The organism is bacterium (assembly GCA_035419245.1).
Taxonomy (GTDB): Bacteria; Zhuqueibacterota; Zhuqueibacteria; order Residuimicrobiales; family Residuimicrobiaceae; genus JAKPUX01.
In genome coordinates, this window is sequence record DAOLSP010000001.1 from 406,999 (window position 1) to 423,766 (window position 16,768).

Sequence of the window (16,768 nt, forward strand, 5' to 3'; positions counted from 1 at the left end):
ACAGTCGATCCTACTTGATGATCTTCATGATGTCCAGAGACATGGTCACCGAACCCAGCTCGGCCTTGCTTTGTATCCGCACCGGTAGACGCCGCTGATCGCTGGTGAGCCAGATCCACATCTCACCCTTGGGCTCTAGTTTGGAGCCAGGCTGCTTGCCGGGCACAAGAAGAAAACATTCAAATTTCCCCGCCGGGACCTTCACCATCTCCTTTTTTTTCACGGTGAGGCGCAAGGGGTAGACCTTTTTATCCACATAACTGTTGAGGTCGATGATATTCCCGACCTCCAGATCAAGAGTCCGCACATAATAAATAATCGAGAGGAGGTCCTGACTGTATGCGGGAACCGCAAGAGTATCCTTGCCCTCGAAGGCGCACTGGTGCAGGGGATCGAAGACCGCCTTGCGGAACGCTTTGAATTTGCCTTCGCGCAAGGTCCGTTCATAACGCCAGGGGAAGACGCCGCGGCGATCGAGCCAGCTTTTCATAACATCGTCCACCCTGTAAAAACCGGAAAAAAAATCATTGGTCCACAACCGCGAGGTGAGCAGATATACAGCGCGGCCATTCAGACTGTCTCCTGCCTCCAGCGACAAGGCCCCCCAGCCGGCGCTCAGCTTGCCGAAATGGACCGAATACTCGAGATACTCACCAACCGGCATCTCATGGTTGGCCAGTTCGCGCAGCAGCGGTACCGCCTTCGCTGGGATCTCCTGCGCACGCGCGGCTGGGAGCACACCTGCCAGCAGTATCACCATCCCGGCCATCCATTTCAAGCCCTGCATGGTCACCCCTCCTCAAACTCTCTTCGATTGAGCAACTGATGCCTTACTTTCGCAAACACTTCATCGAGTGAGATTAATTCCATGCACTCGCCTCTCGGGCAGCGCGCCCCGGTGCAGGCGGGGCACGGAGGCACGGGGGGCAACAGGACCGCGTCCAGCTGCCCATAGGGACCCCAACGTTCCGGAGCACAGGCCTGCAGCGGACAATATAGACCGATGACGCGGCAGCCAACCGCCACCGCCATGTGCAAAGGCCCCGTGCTGTTGGCCACCAGCACCCTCGCTTGACTGAGGAGGGCAAGCAATTCCTTGATGCTAAGCTGCCCATCCAGCCGCACGGGTTGGGTTCGCATCCGGCGGCACAGGTCATCGACGAGCGGAATTTCGGCCGGGCTTCCAGTCAGCACGACCGGAAGGCCCAGCTCTTCCTGAATACGGTCTGCCAGGGACGCGAAGCCGGAGAGCGGCCAATCCCGGGCTGACCCGCCGCTGCCGGGGTGGAGGACAATAAAGGGCGCCTCCGGGTTCAGCCCCCGCTGCTGCAGCAGTTCTAGCAGCCGTTTTCGGGCGGAGTCGGGTATGGCAAGGTAAAAACGAACCGGTTGCAATCCGGCACCGACCGCTCGAGCCAGATCGAGGTTAAGATCAAGTTCATGCCGTCCCGATCCTTTGCGATGCTGATAGACCCGATGGTTAAAAAGCAGGGCGTAGGCCCGGTACCCCGTGCCGACCCGATGGGCAACACCGGCCATGAAACAGAGGAGCGCCAGACGCAGAGAGGGATGCAGGACGAGCGCCGTGTCGAAGCGGCGACGGCGCACCTCCCGCAGCAACCGCAGAAAACCGCTGAGTCCGGCATGCAGCCCTGTGCGTTCCTCTGTTAGTACCTCGTCGACGTGGGGATGGCCGCGCACCAGGTCGGCAGTATAAGGCCGCAGCAGCATGGCGATATGGGCACCAGGATAGCGGCCGCGCAGGGCAGTCAGCACCGGCGTGGAGAGGACCACATCCCCGATCCGGTCGGTCCGCAGGACGAGGATCCGCTGTGGTTCAAAGGAGGGAGGCAACTTTCGGGTACTCAAACCGATTCCAGTACGGTATCGATCTCCAGCTTGGAAATGGCGCCTTCGCGCAGAATCCGCACCGGCAAGCGCGTCACGTCGACGACGGTGGAGGGTGTCGTCGACAGGGTCCGGGAGCCATCAATGATCATATCGAGCTGGTCGCCGAACATCTCCTGCACCTGCGCCGCCGTAGTCGCGGGCAGTTCTCCGCTGCGATTGGCGCTGGTCGAAATGATCGGAAAACCGCTGCTCTTGAGCAGAGCCAGGCAGATGGGGCAGTCCGGGATGCGGATGGCAATGGTGCGCGAATGGTAAAAAAGAGAACCTTGCAGCCCTTTCCCCGCACGAAAAACGAGCGTCAGCGGGCCCGGCCAAAAATTTTCCATGAGACGCTCGGCCGACTCCGGGATCTCCTCAACCAGGTCGCTGATCTGGATGAGGTCCGCGGTGATAACGATCAAGGCCTTGCTATGGTCCCGGTTCTTGAGGGAGTAAATTCGGTCTACAGCAGCGGAGGAAAAGATATTCGAACCGATACCGTAGACCGTCTCGGTCGGATAGCCGATGACACCATCCTGCTTCAAAACGCGGACGGCTCGACTGATCAGATCGTCCTCTGGCTGCCGGGGATCGATCTTGAGGAGTTCACTCATCTTCGCTCTTTCGTTAAACCATGCGCACAATTTCGTTAAAAACCTGCTCAACGGTTATACCCGTCATGCATGCGTGGGTGCCGATGGGGCAGGTACGGCCGCCGTGGATCGAGCAGGGTCGGCACGCGAGATCCCGCTGCACGACCGTGGCAACCTCGCTCAGGGGTCCGAAGCCGAATTCCGTGACGGTGGGGCCAAAAATCGCGACGGTTGGCGTCCCCATCGCCGAGGCGGCATGAAGCGGGGCGCTGTCGTTGCTCACCAGCAGGGCTGCCCGCCGGATCACCTCGGCGGACTGACGAAAAGAAAACTGCCCCGCGCCATTCAGCCAGCGGCCCGCCAGCCCCCGGCTGATCTCTTCGCACAGCGGGCGATCCTCCGTTCCGCCAATCCAGACCACCGGCCAGCCCGCCCCGACGATGCGCTCAGCCAGTTGACGAAACGAGGCTGCCGGCCACCGTTTTGTCGCCCATATAGACCCGGGTGCGATGGCGATCAAGGGCTGCCCTGGCGCCGCCAGGCCTTCGAGGCGTTGATCCACCACCTTGCAGTCCGCCGCTGTGGCGTAAATCTGTGGCCGTTTCGGGCCGGTGACGATGCCCAGCGCCGTCAGCAGTGAGAGATTGCGCTCCACTTCGTGCCGCGTCCGGTCATAGCGCACCCGGTGGGTCAGCAGGAGGACCCCGCTGCTGGTGTCGAATCCGATGCGAATCCTGGCCCTGCTGCACCAGGCCAATACGGCACTTCGCAGGGAGCGGTGCGGCGTCAGGACCAGCGTGTATTGCGTCCGCCGCAACCGCCCGGCCATGGCGATGACGCCCCGGCAGCCCGATTGGCTTTTGCGCTTGTCATAGAGAATGACCTGCCGCAACGCTGGATGGGTTTCAACCAGCGGGCCCGCCGCCGGGATCACCATGATATCGATGGCTGCATCCGGAAAATGATCGCGGCAGGCCTGGATCAGCGGCGTTGTTAACAGAACATCGCCGATGTAAGCCGTCTGAATGATCAGTATCTGGTCAGTTTTGCACACCCGGGGGCGAATCCTCTCTTGCCAATGTCGAGGGAGGCGGGGTCTTCCATCGTTTATGCATCCAGAGCCAGTGATCGGGATACCGGCGGATATAGGTCTCGAGGGCGCTGGCATGGCGCTGTGTCAGGATACGGATATTCTCCGGAGTGACCCCTTCGAGGTCGCTATGGTCGATTTCCTCGAGAATGACACTATGATTGCCCTTATCACCCCGCACCACGACGCCGAAGATCAGTGGGGCTCCAGTTTTAAGCGCGAACAGTGCCGGACCTGCGGCGGTTGAGGAAGGCCGGCCGAGAAAGTCGACAAAAACCCCTTCAGTATGCGCATCCTGATCCGCCAGGATGGTGATGAACTTGTTGGCCGCCAGAGCGCGGAAGACCGAGCGCACCCCCATCCCCAGCCGGGCGAGTTCAGCCCCCCAGGAAACGCGGTTTTGGTTGATCATCTTATTGACAAAGGGATTACGCTGGTCCCGCGCCAGTCCCACCATCGGAAATCCCATGCGATGAATGACTGCGGGGAAAAGCTCCCAATTGCCAAAATGGCCGGAGACGCACACCGCTCCGCGCCCGCCGCGTCCCGCCGCCTCAAGCCGCTCTCCGCCGTTAACCTGAATGTGCCGGGCATAGAACGCTTCATCCATCTTGGGGATGCGGATGAATTCGACAATGTTCTGGCCGAAATTACAGTAGGTGCGGCGACCGATCCGGCGGACCTCCTGCGACGGCTTTTCCGGAAAGGCGGCGGCGATGTTTCTCAGTGCCACTTGCTTGCGGATCGGCACGAGATAATAGGCGAAATATCCCAGTCCTGCACCCATCCCCAGGGCGACACGATGCGGGAGCAGCCGGATCGGGAAGGCAAAAAGCTGGGCGAGTACATATTCAATGACATTCTGGATCTTTTTCATCTTACAATGTAAAACAATCCAGCGAGAAATTCAAGATTTGATTCCGTTCCGGGTACCCCCAAAATCCGGGGCCCATCCGGCGCCTCAAGCCGGGCGCTCTAAAAATAAGCGGGTTCAGTCGAATCTGGATATCCCTGAATGGCCTCCGGGTGGGACTCAGGTCTTTGGGGGTATCAGGTTATTGCCATCCTCCTCCTCTTCATCCTGCTTTTCCTCCGGTCCGGACGGCGACTCCTCCGGCGCCGCAGGCGAGCGGCGCGGCATCACGTGAGGCGCCACCCAGGGCGTCCCGGCGAGGTCCGCTTCGCGATCCTCCTCCGGCATTCCCGCCTCCAGCCCTGGCTGCGCACCCTCCCATTCCGCCATCTTGCGGCGGTTGCGGTGACGAATGATTAAAAAGACCAGAATAAAGAGCAGGGGAAGCACCAGCCAGATCAGCTCATCCATCTCGCTCAGCCAGAGCCACCTCTGTGTCCGCTGCAGGTAACCGTGCCATTCTCGTTCGAATCCCGCAACCGTACTGCCGGTGGCGCGCAGGAAGAGGAGATCCAGATCCTCCCCTACCGCAATACCGGCGAGCAGGGTGCGTAGCGCCTCGGCATCGTAGGTGGCGAGCAGATAGCGGACGGCGGAGTAGCTTTCCTGATAGGCGAGCTGGGCGCGATTGGGGTCAAATTCCAGCACGCGATCGATATCCTGCAAAGGGATCAGCGAGCCAGTGGCCAGCGCGCGAGAGAGGATGCTTTTGTTCTCAAAGTCGGCGTGCTCGGCGTAAAACACCGCCATCCCCTCATCGAGCCAGCGCGGCAGCTCTCGGTTGCCGATACGCTGATGCAGGAGAAGATGCAGCAGTTCGTGGACCAAACTCTGCCGCAGAGAAGACTCCGGACGGTCCCATCGCGGCGAACGGACGATCATGGTAGAGACTGCGGGAATTGCAAAAGCTTGGGTCCACTCGGGCAGCTCACCGCGAAGATAGTCCCGGAACCAGGCGCGGCTCGGCGCGATGATGACCCGCAGCGTCTCCTCCCGCACGAGGGCCAGATCGTGCTCGATCTCCTCGCGTGCTTGCCGCAACACGGCGAGGCTCTCATCGACGAATCGTGCATCCTCTGCGCTGGCATAGAGGCAGATCCGCGCCTGACAGTGGCGCGCAAGAACTGGAGAGGGTGTCCGGGCGCCGGCGAGCGTGGAAAGCAAAATCAGGAAGGGGAGCGCAAGACGCCGCATCAGGACGTCTCCTGCGGATGCAGAAAGGAGCGGCAAACCGAGGCCATGGCCAGGATCTGGGTGACCGCCGCCTCCCTCAAACACTGCGGGTGTCCTTCCAGACACTGTTCCAGCCGGCACTGCCGGTTTTGGTCCGGGCAGGTTCTGGCGGCATGGGCCTCGCCCAGGGCGCGCAGTTCGGCCAGCATCTCCTCTTGTGCAAATTTTTTTCCGCGCACCCGGACCCCAAACTCAATGGTCTTCTCCTGCACAAAACGATATGCCTCGAGCAACTCCAGCGGCGAGAGCAGGCCAAGCAGCTCCTGCAGCCCGTCACCTGACAGGAGCGCCCTAACCAGATCCAGTTTCCGATTTATCCGCAGCACCATGATCGACCTACTTTCTCACTCCAGTTTCTCAAGCAGAAGATCCAGAAGAGTGATGACCACCCTGCGGACGCTGGCCGGTTTGTGCTTCTGGAAGAAAAGAAAGCGAGCGGAAGGGGAGAGGGCGATATCCAATTTGATCGCACTCTCCACAACCGGCGGCGGTTGCAGTCCGAGGTCGGCTGCGACCACAAAGGGGGCTGTAAAGTCGGAAGAGGTATCATTAACCAAATCGCGGCAGGCATTGTAGGAAGCGCCATCGAACCAGTCAAAATGGGCAATATAACCGAGGATCTTTCCGCCCACCAGATCCCAAGCGAACTCTTGCCCGAAGCCGATACTGTAGCAGTAGAGCACCAGTTCGCGATGGACAGTGAGTGAACCCAGCAGCAGATCACCGCAGCCCTGCCGGAGATCGGGGCAGAAGGCCTGAAGAAACTCACGGTTGCCCGCTCCACCAGGGCCAAGGACAATAATTTCGGCTGTGCGCTGAATAGCGCCTTCGTCCAGTGTTCGGTGCATAGGGGGAGCCTTCAAAATGCCGGTTTTCCGCCGCGCTGCCGCAACCCGCGAAGCAGGGTCAGGGCCGTAGGGCTGTCAATCTCTGCCTTATGAGCAAAAGATCCGCCCGATGCAGAAAAATTCTGTGTGGCCCCAACACCGGGGTGGCAGCTAGAACGGCCGCTGCATCAGAAGTCAGTTGAGGTTTTTTTTTTGGCTGCCGTTGCGCGTGAAAAAGGACGCAATGCGCGAATACGAGTCGGCACTCCCCTGTTGCGCCGCCGCACGCTTGAGCGAGATATCCTGTGCAATGAGGTCGGCCTCGGATGCCGTTCCGGGCACAAGGGCGATGCGATGGTTGGCCATCAAGCCCTGAATGATCTCGAGCGTTTGCAACGCATCCTTCTGCATGGCCGCGATCAGCAAGCGCAGGGGCTGCGGTTTTTCGAGCAGGGTCCAGATCCGCGCCTCAGCTTCATTGAGCTCCGGGGAAGAGATCCCCTCCGCACGGGCCACATAGCGATCCAGCGAAGCGAGCTGGGCCGCCTGATTTTTGAACTCCTGCAGACGCTGCGCCCCGGCCAGTAGTAAGTCCCCGTTGGATCGGGTAATCCGGATCTCTCGCTGGACCGGCTGTATGGTCAGTTCAAAATAGCCCTGCAACCAGATCATCATGTTCAGAAGCGCCTCCTCGGGGGCCTGCTCCCGGAGCACGGCATCGACGATACGACCCTGGTCGACATAGACAAATCCCTCCTCGGGCTCTTGAACCAGGTGAACCATGGCCGACTTTTTACCGAGCTCAAGTGTCTGGATCAAGTCGATCAGGGACATCTCCTCCAGGCTGCCGGTAAATCCCTGCGTCATGGTGGGCTCGCCGATCAGGGCCGCTGCGCCCTCCTGCAAGATCGACTCTACGCGGGCAACGACCTCCTCCGGTGCATAGGGCTTGGTAATAAGATCGTCGATCTCGAGTGCCAGCAGCTTGAGCCGCTCTTCCAACTCCACCTGACGGGTCATGAAGACAAAAGGCGTTTCTTTAAGCGCGGGATGGCTGCGCACCTGCTGAAAAAGAGCCAGTCCGTCTATCCCCTCCTGATCAACTTCGCTGAGGATCAGCACCGGGTGGTCGGCTACAGCGCGCTCCAGTGCAGCGCTGCTCTTCTGCAGGATCAGACTAGAGAGATGATGATCGTTCAAGGCGCTGGCGAGCGCGGCCGTTGCAGCCCCATCACCATCCACAATGAGGATCAAGGGATTCTGAGTGCGATTATCAATCATCGAGGGGTCTATTTCATCGTCGACGGATGCAGGGTTTCAGCCGGCTGTCCTGGCCGGGATTTGGGACGATACAACGTCTCAAAAAGGCGGAAGATGATCCGGCGGGAATTGACCACAGATAGATCGCTTACCAGCAGCAATCCGTCGCGTTCGCGCAGCCCCAGCCGCTGCCGGATAATCCGCTCCTCCAGCGGTTTTTGCAGATACTCATTATAAGCGAATACCACTACCAGGGGCAGTGCAGCCTTGGCCCGCAGCACGTTCTGCAGATAGCGCTGATAGCCCCATTCCACTTGACGGCCATCCATGAGGATGACGAAGCCCAGAAGCGAACCGGCGAAAAAATCGATGACCGGCGCAAATTCGCGCTCCAGTGACAAGGCGACAAGATTGAGCAGATGCCCTCCCCGGAATTCCGCCGTGCCGAAGAGAAGATCCGAATCCTGCGGCTGAAAGGCGCTCTTTTCCTGAATCTGCTCGGCCGAGAGACTTGCGACCATCTGCCGGCATAATTCCCGGTTATTGCCGAGCACCAGGATGACGCCGTGCGCGCGACGGAAGCGCTGCTGCAGCCGCAGGGTACGCTCCAGTTCCTGGACCTCGGCGCGGTTCGCAGCTTCCTCGTGCGCGGCAGGAGCAAACAGCGGCGGCTCTTCTTTTATGACCGCGGGGGGCGGTTCGTTTCCGGTCTTGGCGATGACGCCGCCAAAGGCTTCCTCCGGACCGGGGCTTTCTGCCAATTCATCTTCCATTTCGAGCTTCAGTAGCGCATCAGCGGGATGCTGCGGGATCACGCGCCCGAGATCGCTCAGGACCAATCCGCCATCCTCCCCCTTGCTGCCCCCGAAGAGATCCTGCTCTTCGGTTCCGGCATGGCGCAGGTCGTAAAAGAGATCATGGTCAAAACTGCTCTCGGACTCCCACCGGGGCGGCTCCTGGACCGGCGGCAAGGCCGATTTTCTCTCCGGCTGGAGCGGTCGCTCTACCATAGATGCCTCGGGGCTTGAGGCCTCCACCTCCGGCTTCTGCAGCCCGGTCATTGGGGGTTCAATCGGGGCCGAAGCTATTGCACCGATCTCCTCATGCAATAGATCCTCCGCACTCGCGGCACCGAGCGCGCTTTCGACATGCTCGAGTGCGGCAGGAGCGGATGGGTGCCGGTCGACACTCCCCGCCGTTTCCGTGATGATCGGCGCTGTCCCGGTGCCGGCTTGCGGTGTGCTGCCCGCCGCGCTGCCGCTGGTGCCGAAATCCCGCAGCACATGCAAGAACCCCAGTTCGTAAAGCTTCAAAATCCGCTGCAGCGTGGTGATTTCATCGTATTTGCTCTCATCGATGATGCGTCCCAGGGAGTGGACGCCGTCAAAAAGAGAGACGAAGTACTCCAGATCGGTTGCAAGAGCCTTCCGGGCGATGATCTTTTTAAAATTCTGCGTGGTCACCAACACGGTTTCAAGCGCTGGCAGATGCCGCAGAATCTCCTCGCGTTGTTCCATTCTTTTGGCTCCTTGCAGTAACAAACCCATATTGCTGACACCGATTTCGCTCTGCTCCGTCACCGGAGCGAATACCATGGTGAACCGTCCCTTGTCCCAGGCGAGCATCCTGAAAACGGCCTCCTCGCCGCGCTGCCGGCCGACCGATGCCCGGACGACCGCGCCCTGGTCGAAAAGGATTTGCCCTGAGACCCCATTCTCATTATGGATCGAAAGGATGCCGCTCTTGCGTTCCGCCCCGAAGACCTCGATCAGTTCACTGACACCGAGATCGGCCAACCGGCCGCTGAACCGGTTGCGACTGCGCTTCCTCGCCTGCCGATTGCGTTCGCGCCGCCTGAGGACCATCTGGACGCGGCCAACAATCTCGCGTACATGAATCGGCTTGACGATGTAATCCTTCGCACCCAGTTTGAAGCTTTTGACTCGATTCCATACATCGCTTTTCTGGGTTAGAAAGATGACCGCACAGGTGTGGTTGAGGGAGGACTGCTGGGCTTGATCCAAGAGGGCATATCCATCGATACCCGGCGCGGCCACTTCCGCCAGGATGGCATCAAATGCCTGCCCGGAGATCTTGTCAAGCGCTTCGGTATTGTTCGCAGCGGCATCCACCTCAAAATGCAAATCGAGAAAGTTATTGCGCAGGATGCGGACATTCTTGGGGTCAGGATCGACGAGAAGTATTCTAGGCGGATTCATGAGCTGCTTTTCCAGGTTGCCGCTACAGTGAGCATATATTAAACCGATAAAAATTTATCTAAAAATATGCCCTATGTCAAGGTTTTTCTATAAAAAAGAGAGCCGGGAAAATCCCGGCTCTCCAGCCACCCCTGTTCTGCTCGCTGACTGAAACCCTCTAAGCCACCCGCTCCTGAACCCGGGCGAGGATCGATCGTCCGCTGCGGCTCCTGCCCTGCATGCCAAAATAGAGCAGACGATTGTTCAAAAACTCAAAATTGGTCAGGGGAATTCGTGCCGCGCCGGTGGGGGTGAACTCGGCCTTATCAAAAAGTCCCGGCGCTTCGAGCGTGCAGGGGGCAGCACGTCCATCCCCCTCACCCCAGAGAAACAGCAGAATCTGGTTGCGCAGCGGGTCGCTATACAACATGACGCCAATCTGATCACGGCTCAATTCGAAATCCGCTAGAGTGCGTTTGCTGCCGTCTCCATTTGCCGAAAAGGCCAGCGTGGCCAGGTACGCCTTCGCCGTCCGCCGATCCTTCTCAGGAACGGGGCGGCAAACCAAAAGACCATATTTTACTGAAGGATAGGCGCGCTTCTTACAGAAATCGAGCAGGGCCGGCCGAACTGGACGATCGAGTTCTTTGGCGAAAAGGGAATAAAAGAGGTGCAGATGACGTACTCTCTTGGCGCAGCGGGGGCACTCTTCGATGTGGGCTTGCAGCAACGCTCTGCTTTTTACAGCGGCCAGTCCTCCGATACAAAACAGCTCAAGCTCTCTGGTGCCGGGGCAACCGACGGGTCTGTATCGCTCGCTCATGGTCTGTGCTTATCCAGGCTCAGGCCTGGCTCCCTGTTTGTTACACCCTCCTATTACTAATATGTAACATACAGACAATGGCGAGCGAATACGGAAAAATTAGAGCATTTCACACAAATATTTTCTGAATTCCTTCTTGGCCAGCTTGGCCAGGTATTCAAAAACTGAACGCTCCCGCTGCCGGTATTCCTTTTGCGTCAGCTCGGGAATATAAAATTTGAGATTGCGATAATAGGAGGAGGTGTCGCGTTTTTGAATGAGGTCATAGAGGACATCGCGCAAGGCGCGATGATAGATTCTCGCCTTGTCCAGAGCGAGCTTGCGGGTGCGCAGATACTGCGAATCGAGCCGCAACCAGATGCTGTCCATCACCACCGCAATATATTCCTCCATTTCCTTGCTCTCGAGTTCATCCAAGGGCGTGTTGACCGATTCCCCTGCCGCGATCCGTTCGCGGCAGACATCGAATTTTACATACCGTACCAGTTTGACGACGGCATCGAGCGCGCAGAAATTCTGATACTCCGATCGTTCATGCAGGGCTTCCAACAGGCGGCGGATGGAGACCGAAACCGAGTCACCGGAATGAAAGTTGTCCAGAAAGAGCTTGTGGAGGATCTCCTCGGGAAGCGGGGGTTGGGACCGGCGCAGATAAAGCGCCAGCGAGTCGTCTGCGGGGCTATTCTGGTCGCCCTGGATCAGGGGACCGTGATAGACGAACTCCTTGCCCAATTCGCGGAAGAGGTGCAGGTCTGGCGCCATGCGAATCGCCACCTTGATGTTGCGGACGATCTTGGCCCCCTCAGGATCGCGCTCGCGAAAAATGCGCGAGAGTTCCTGTTTGGTCTTGCGCACGATCAACCGGCGCGTTAGGATCAGCACCTCGGCGTCGTTGATATAGGGCATTTCGGCGAATTTGCCCTCGTAATACTTTTTCAGCTGCGGAAATCGCCCGAAATCATCGCGGCCGAAGAGTTCGGCAATGCAATCCATCGCCAAATCGGCCAGCTCGAGATCTGCCTCCCAGGCATCGCCGCTGATGCGCTTGCCCAACATCTCCTGGTACTTGAGATAGCTCAGGGAGATCTTCTGCGCCAGGTCAATGTAATGGATCAATCCCTCCTGGGTGTAGCTCCCGTCGCAAATGCTGTAAACGAGTTGCGTCAAATTTGCATTTTTCATAAAGTCGCGTCGCACTTCCTTGTTCATCCTTGGCCACCAAGATCCAACCGCCACACCACCGTCCATGCCGCCCGCGATCTCACCGTCTTCGAGGGGCATCATCACCCCGCCCGAAGCACGGCCGGGGTAGTCCCCGGCATGGACACGCCTGTACCAGGGTTCAAACAGCCTGCGCAAATCGTGTACCAAGAATTTAACGCGGCAGCCTTTTTGTAAGCCATTGAATTTATTGTGTAAAAATCGGGGGAATCAGGGGAAATGGCAGAAAGGGATGTGACAGCCTGAGACATTGTGCCGGGATGAAACAGACAAAAAAGGCGCCCAGCAATTTTGCTGTGCGCCTTGTCACAAAAGCATAAAATCGCTCAACTCTTTACCATGGGCAGCCCGTATTTCTTGGCTTTGCGGTAAATGGTCGCCCGGCCGATGCCAAGCTTCTTGGCCGTTTGCGAGATATTGCCCTCGCACTCCAGCAGGGCCTGACGCAAAGCCTCTTCCTCCAGCTTCTCAATCCAGCTGGCCAGAGTGTTGTCCGATTCATAGATGCGCTTCTCCCCGAGGGAGCGGACCGCTGCAGGAAGATCTTTCGCGGAAATTTCGGTCCCGTTGGCCAGGACGGTCGCTCGTTCCATGGCATTCTCGAGCTCGCGCACATTCCCCGGCCAATGATAGGCCATCATCAGATCCAGGGCATCGGGGGTGATCCCTTCTATGCTCTTCCCCTCCTGCCGGGCGAACTTTTGTAGAAAATGTCCGGCCAGCAAAGGGATGTCCTCACGGCGTTCCCGGAGGGGGGGCAGCTTGATCGGAAAGACCGAGATCCGGTAATAGAGGTCCTCGCGGAACTCGCCCTTCTTCATCTCCTCCTCAAGATCCTTGTTCGTGGCGGAGATCACCCGAACGTCCACTTTGACCAGTTCGTTGCCGCCAACCCGTTCGAACTCGCGCTCCTGCAGAACCCGCAGCAGTTTGGACTGCGTTGCCGGCGTCATCAAACCGATCTCATCGAGAAAAATTGTCCCGCCGTTCGCCTGCTCAAACTTGCCGATGCGCCGCCCCAGGGCGCCCGTAAAGGCGCCCTTCTCATGGCCGAACAATTCGCTTTCGAGCAGGGATTCAGGCAGCGCAGAACAGTTTACCGCCACAAAGGGCTTGCTCGCGCGCGCGGCGGAGTTATAATGGATCGCCCGGGCAATCAGCTCCTTGCCGGTGCCGCTCTCTCCCTGGATTAAAACGGTCACATTGCTACTGAATACCTTCTCGACCGCGCGGAAGACATCCTGCATCACCCCGCTCTGGCCGATGATATTGGCAAAGGCATATTTGCTCTTGAGTTCCGAACGCAGCTCATCCACCTCGCGGCGCAGCGAGCTGTTCATCAGGGCGTTGTTGACGGTTACCAGCAATCGGTCGCGAGCAAAGGGTTTGGTGAGAAAATCGTAGGCCCCCGCCTTCATGCTCTGTACGGCGCGCTCGATCGTGCCATGCGCCGTCATCATGATTACCGGGATAAAGGGATTCTCGTCGCGGATCTTGTGCAGGGTTTCGATGCCATCGATGCCCGGCATCTGAATATCAAGAAGGACCAATTCAGGCGGGTTTTCCTTGATGATGCGCAGACAGGCTTCACCGCTCAGTGCCGTCTCTATTTCGTACCGCTTCTCCTTGCGAAGGCTGGCCTCAATCATCTTGCAAATATTCTTGTCGTCATCAACGATAAGAATAGTCGCTTTGCTCATGCTTTCATCCACCATGCCACTCTCCAAACTTGGCTGAGAGGTATAGATGCTTTATCTTGCGCTGCTTAGAGTATCATACCAAAATTTTCCCTAATTTGCAAGATATTTTTGTCTTACTTTGAGACACTTAGAGGATCCCGCTGCTGCAACATACCGCCTGCAGGACGCCATCGGCCCGGACGGGATCGTCCGGCTGGACAGAAACGGTAAGACGATACCAATAGGGGGGCAGTTGAAACGAGGGATGAAACTTGACCCAGTCCTTGTCGGTCGTGATGATCACCTTCGCCTCAAGGGTCCGCTTCGCTTCTTCCAACTCCAAGATATCCCGATACCTGTAAGCATGGTGATCAGGGTACCTGAAAAACCGGACGATCTGCAGCCCCGTCATCCGGGCGGTTTGGAGAAATCCCTCAGGATCGGCAAGACCGCAGAAAAGAATCGCCCGCACCCCCTCGGTCTTCTCCAACGCCCGGTTTTCCATATTGTTGCACCCCGTTATAGCGAGGCCGGCCTCGACTTGCGGCTTCTCTTGCCAGGCCTCCAGGGGGCCCGTGCGCAGCGCCGCTGCCGGCCCATTGAACCAGAGCAGGTCGGCCCGATTTAAACCCGCGAGGTCTTCGCGCAGCGGTCCCGCCGGCAGCAGCCAACCATTGCCGAAATCCTGCAATCCCTTGAAGGTCACGATGTCCAGATCGCGATGCAGCCGGCGGTGCTGAAAGCCGTCATCGAGCAGGATGATATCGGGTCCGAGCATGCCCAAGGCCCAGCGCCCGGCTGCGACCCGATCCGCCTCGACCACAACGGCTACTCCCGGCAGCTGTTGCGCCAGCAGCAAGGGCTCGTCCCCGGCCTCAGCCGCTGTCACCTGGATCCGCTCGCCGTCGCTGACGAGCACCCGCCCCCGGCTGCGCCGGCGGTAGCCTCGGCTGAGGATGCAAATCCTTTTTCCCCTCTTCTGCAGCCAGCGCGCCAAAAAGATCACGGTAGGGGTTTTTCCTGTGCCGCCGGTGACGATGTTTCCGACGCTGATCACTGGGCACTCCAAACGCCAGATGGGGGCCGCGCCGCTGTCATAGCGGCGGTTGCGGCGATTGACCGCCCGTCCATACAGACGGCTGAGCGGCCAGAGCAGGCCGGCGGGCCAGCGCTCAGCGAAAAAAGCCATCGGCCTCCTCCTCCAGTTGCAGCATCCGATGCTCCGCGGCGACCCGGAACCTTTCTAATTCTTCTGCATCTAGACCGGCTGGCACCCGGAAGGGTTTGCCATAGATCAGGCAAACCCGCGAAAAAGGCCACCACAGCGTGAAACGGTCCCAGCTACGCAGGACGATTGGTCTGGATGCCGCAAAAGTCATCGGCAATACGGGGCAGCCGCTGCGCATGGCCAGCACCAGCACCCCGCTCTTGAGAACCTGACGCGGACCGCGCGGACCATCGGGAAGAATGCAGCAAACCTTGCGGTCGCGCAGCGCTCTGAGCATCTCCCGGAAAGCCTGCCGCCCGCCGCGCGTGCTCGAACCCCGCACCGTCCGGTACCCGAGACGATGTACGGTCTGTGCGATCATCTCGCCGTCGCGATGCTCGCTGACCATAACCACAACCCCGAGATCACGGTGCAGCAGCAGCGGCGCCACCATCTTGCCATGCCAGGGAACCGCAATGAAGCCCTCGCCGCTGGCCACCAGCTGGTTCCAGAAGCGGCGGTTGCGCACGCTGATCCGGCCGATATTTCCAAAGAACAGGAGCAGCAGCCAGGCGAGCCGGGTTGCCAGATAAAAAACCACTTTATCTTTGTTTTTTTTATCCATAAGAGTATACTGATTTTTTGCGGGATCGCCTGTGCGAAGAATCACACAACCCTAAATTGTCTCAAGTTGATGCAAATCGAGTTGCTTCAGGATCAGCGCGGCCGTACGCGTCGAGGCGCCAGGCTCGCCCAGGCTCTGGCGCACGCCGGTCAGCTTGTCCTGCATGCACCGCCTTATCTGCGGATCAAAAAGCAGCGGCTCCATCGCCGGCGCCAATTTTTCTGGCTGAACCTCGTCTTGCAGAAATTCCGGTACGACCTCCGCACCTGCGACGATGTTGACCAGGCCAATATGGGGAATACGGACGACACGCTTGCCGATCGCAAAGGAGAGGGGGGAAACCCGGTAGACAAGGGCAAAGGGAAGATTGGAACAGGCCGCCTCCAGTGTGGCGGTGCCGGATGCGACTATACCCGCAGTGGCAAAACGCAGCAGCGGATAATAGTCATCCCGAACCGGCGTGGCCCAGGGCGCCGCGGCGAGCAACGGCATGAGCCGTTCGGAAGCAATAGTGGGGGAGTGACTCACCGCCACCTGCAACTCGGGATGAGCACGACGCAGCCGGCCAGCCGTTTCGAGCATCACCGGTAGAAGGTGGCCTACCTCCTGATTGCGGGAGCCGGGAACTAAAGCCAGAAGAGGTGCGCTCCCGGACCATTGGTGCTTGGCCATGAATTCTGCCCGGCTGAGAGGGACCTCCATCCCTTCAAGCAGGGGATGACCGACGAAGCTGGTCTGGATATGATAGCGGGAAAAAAAATCAACCTCGAAATCGAACAGAACGGCCATCTGATCGATGAAGCGGGCCATTTTGGCGGCACGGCCCTGGCCCCAGGCCCAAACCTGGGGGGCGATATAGTAGAAAGTGCCAACCCCCAAGGATTTGACCGCCCTGGCGAATTTCAGATTGAAGCCGGGATAATCAATCAGTACCACCAAATCCGGGCGGCGCTCCCGCACTACCTCAAGCAGCCGGTTGAAGACCTTGCGGAAAAAAAAATAGTGGCGCGCGACCTCGACAAAACCGATGTAGGCCAGATCGTTGACATGATAAAAGAGCTCCATCCCGGCGGCAGCCATGCGCTCCCCGCCAACCCCGAATACCTCCAGGTCCGGCTGCTGCTGCCGCAGGGCGGCGACCAGCTTGCCTCCATGGAGATCTCCGGAAGCCTCCCCTGCTATCAGCATTACCTTGGCCGGCATGGCAAC

16 protein-coding genes are annotated in these 16,768 nt (G+C 58.8%); all 16 read right to left on the reverse strand.

The window, feature by feature from the left end; all coding sequences use genetic code 11:
* Positions 1–10 precede the first annotated feature (10 nt).
* Positions 11–787 carry a DUF3108 domain-containing protein gene (locus PLH32_01610; GenBank protein HQJ63287.1) on the reverse strand — a complete coding sequence of 259 codons (777 nt, stop codon included), beginning with the start codon at positions 785–787 and terminating at the stop codon, positions 11–13.
* A gap of 2 nt (positions 788–789) precedes the next feature.
* Complete coding sequence (locus PLH32_01615; GenBank protein HQJ63288.1) at positions 790–1,869, reverse strand: glycosyltransferase family 9 protein; 1,080 nt, start codon at positions 1,867–1,869, stop codon at positions 790–792.
* Positions 1,866–2,504, reverse strand: a complete 639-nt coding sequence (locus PLH32_01620; protein HQJ63289.1) for an L-threonylcarbamoyladenylate synthase — start codon at positions 2,502–2,504, stop codon at positions 1,866–1,868. Before PLH32_01620 ends, PLH32_01615 begins: the two co-directional genes overlap by 4 nt.
* Before the next feature lie 13 nt (positions 2,505–2,517).
* Positions 2,518–3,537: a lipopolysaccharide heptosyltransferase II gene (waaF, locus tag PLH32_01625; protein HQJ63290.1), complete on the reverse strand. Its 1,020-nt coding sequence runs from the start codon at positions 3,535–3,537 to the stop codon at positions 2,518–2,520.
* Positions 3,524–4,450: a lysophospholipid acyltransferase family protein gene (locus tag PLH32_01630; protein ID HQJ63291.1), complete on the reverse strand. Its 927-nt coding sequence runs from the start codon at positions 4,448–4,450 to the stop codon at positions 3,524–3,526. Before PLH32_01630 ends, waaF begins: the two co-directional genes overlap by 14 nt.
* A gap of 156 nt (positions 4,451–4,606) precedes the next feature.
* Positions 4,607–5,680 carry a peptidase MA family metallohydrolase gene (locus PLH32_01635; protein ID HQJ63292.1) on the reverse strand — a complete coding sequence of 358 codons (1,074 nt, stop codon included), beginning with the start codon at positions 5,678–5,680 and terminating at the stop codon, positions 4,607–4,609.
* Positions 5,680–6,048 carry a hypothetical protein gene (locus PLH32_01640; GenBank protein HQJ63293.1) on the reverse strand — a complete coding sequence of 123 codons (369 nt, stop codon included), beginning with the start codon at positions 6,046–6,048 and terminating at the stop codon, positions 5,680–5,682. The genes PLH32_01635 and PLH32_01640 overlap by 1 nt, the downstream gene beginning before the upstream one ends.
* 15 nt (positions 6,049–6,063) lie before the next feature.
* Positions 6,064–6,567 (reverse strand): hypothetical protein, encoded by a 504-nt coding sequence (locus PLH32_01645; GenBank protein HQJ63294.1) that lies wholly within the window; start codon positions 6,565–6,567, stop codon positions 6,064–6,066.
* 174 nt (positions 6,568–6,741) lie between these two features.
* Positions 6,742–7,827, reverse strand: coding sequence for a DUF4388 domain-containing protein (locus PLH32_01650; protein ID HQJ63295.1), 1,086 nt, complete (start codon positions 7,825–7,827; stop codon positions 6,742–6,744).
* Positions 7,828–7,835: 8 nt separating this feature from the next.
* The gene (locus PLH32_01655) at positions 7,836–10,025 is read right to left on the reverse strand and encodes a response regulator (GenBank protein ID HQJ63296.1); all 2,190 of its coding nucleotides are present in this window, start codon (positions 10,023–10,025) and stop codon (positions 7,836–7,838) included.
* A 157-nt stretch (positions 10,026–10,182) separates the two neighbouring features.
* A complete protein-coding gene (locus tag PLH32_01660) occupies positions 10,183–10,827 on the reverse strand; it encodes a hypothetical protein (protein ID HQJ63297.1) in 645 nt (214 codons plus the stop codon).
* Positions 10,828–10,926: 99 nt separating this feature from the next.
* Positions 10,927–12,186 (reverse strand): hypothetical protein, encoded by a 1,260-nt coding sequence (locus PLH32_01665; GenBank protein ID HQJ63298.1) that lies wholly within the window; start codon positions 12,184–12,186, stop codon positions 10,927–10,929.
* A 188-nt stretch (positions 12,187–12,374) separates the two neighbouring features.
* The gene (locus PLH32_01670; protein HQJ63299.1) at positions 12,375–13,763 is read right to left on the reverse strand and encodes a sigma-54 dependent transcriptional regulator; all 1,389 of its coding nucleotides are present in this window, start codon (positions 13,761–13,763) and stop codon (positions 12,375–12,377) included.
* Positions 13,764–13,875: 112 nt separating this feature from the next.
* The gene (gene lpxK / locus PLH32_01675) at positions 13,876–14,916 is read right to left on the reverse strand and encodes a tetraacyldisaccharide 4'-kinase (protein ID HQJ63300.1); all 1,041 of its coding nucleotides are present in this window, start codon (positions 14,914–14,916) and stop codon (positions 13,876–13,878) included.
* Positions 14,900–15,559, reverse strand: coding sequence for a lysophospholipid acyltransferase family protein (locus PLH32_01680; protein HQJ63301.1), 660 nt, complete (start codon positions 15,557–15,559; stop codon positions 14,900–14,902). Before PLH32_01680 ends, lpxK begins: the two co-directional genes overlap by 17 nt.
* Before the next feature lie 51 nt (positions 15,560–15,610).
* On the reverse strand, positions 15,611–16,762 hold the full coding sequence (lpxB, locus tag PLH32_01685; GenBank protein HQJ63302.1) for a lipid-A-disaccharide synthase: 1,152 nt from the start codon (positions 16,760–16,762) through the stop codon (positions 15,611–15,613).
* Positions 16,763–16,768: the final 6 nt, after the last annotated feature.

Excerpts from the sequence above, each read along its gene's own strand:
- PLH32_01645 (HQJ63294.1), bottom strand. The coding sequence starts at position 6,567 with ATGCACCGAACACTGGACGAAGGCGCTATTCAGCGCACAGCCGAAATT.
- PLH32_01660 (HQJ63297.1), bottom strand. The coding sequence starts at position 10,827 with ATGAGCGAGCGATACAGACCCGTCGGTTGCCCCGGCACCAGAGAGCTT.
- PLH32_01620 (HQJ63289.1), bottom strand. The coding sequence starts at position 2,504 with ATGAGTGAACTCCTCAAGATCGATCCCCGGCAGCCAGAGGACGATCTG.
- PLH32_01610 (HQJ63287.1), bottom strand. The coding sequence starts at position 787 with ATGCAGGGCTTGAAATGGATGGCCGGGATGGTGATACTGCTGGCAGGT.
- PLH32_01670 (HQJ63299.1), bottom strand. The coding sequence starts at position 13,763 with ATGGTGGATGAAAGCATGAGCAAAGCGACTATTCTTATCGTTGATGAC.
- lpxK (HQJ63300.1), bottom strand. The coding sequence starts at position 14,916 with ATGGCTTTTTTCGCTGAGCGCTGGCCCGCCGGCCTGCTCTGGCCGCTC.
- PLH32_01630 (HQJ63291.1), bottom strand. The coding sequence starts at position 4,450 with ATGAAAAAGATCCAGAATGTCATTGAATATGTACTCGCCCAGCTTTTT.
- PLH32_01655 (HQJ63296.1), bottom strand. The coding sequence starts at position 10,025 with ATGAATCCGCCTAGAATACTTCTCGTCGATCCTGACCCCAAGAATGTC.
- PLH32_01680 (HQJ63301.1), bottom strand. The coding sequence starts at position 15,559 with ATGGATAAAAAAAACAAAGATAAAGTGGTTTTTTATCTGGCAACCCGG.
- lpxB (HQJ63302.1), bottom strand. The coding sequence starts at position 16,762 with ATGCCGGCCAAGGTAATGCTGATAGCAGGGGAGGCTTCCGGAGATCTC.
- PLH32_01635 (HQJ63292.1), bottom strand. The coding sequence starts at position 5,680 with ATGCGGCGTCTTGCGCTCCCCTTCCTGATTTTGCTTTCCACGCTCGCC.
- PLH32_01640 (HQJ63293.1), bottom strand. The coding sequence starts at position 6,048 with ATGGTGCTGCGGATAAATCGGAAACTGGATCTGGTTAGGGCGCTCCTG.
- PLH32_01650 (HQJ63295.1), bottom strand. The coding sequence starts at position 7,827 with ATGATTGATAATCGCACTCAGAATCCCTTGATCCTCATTGTGGATGGT.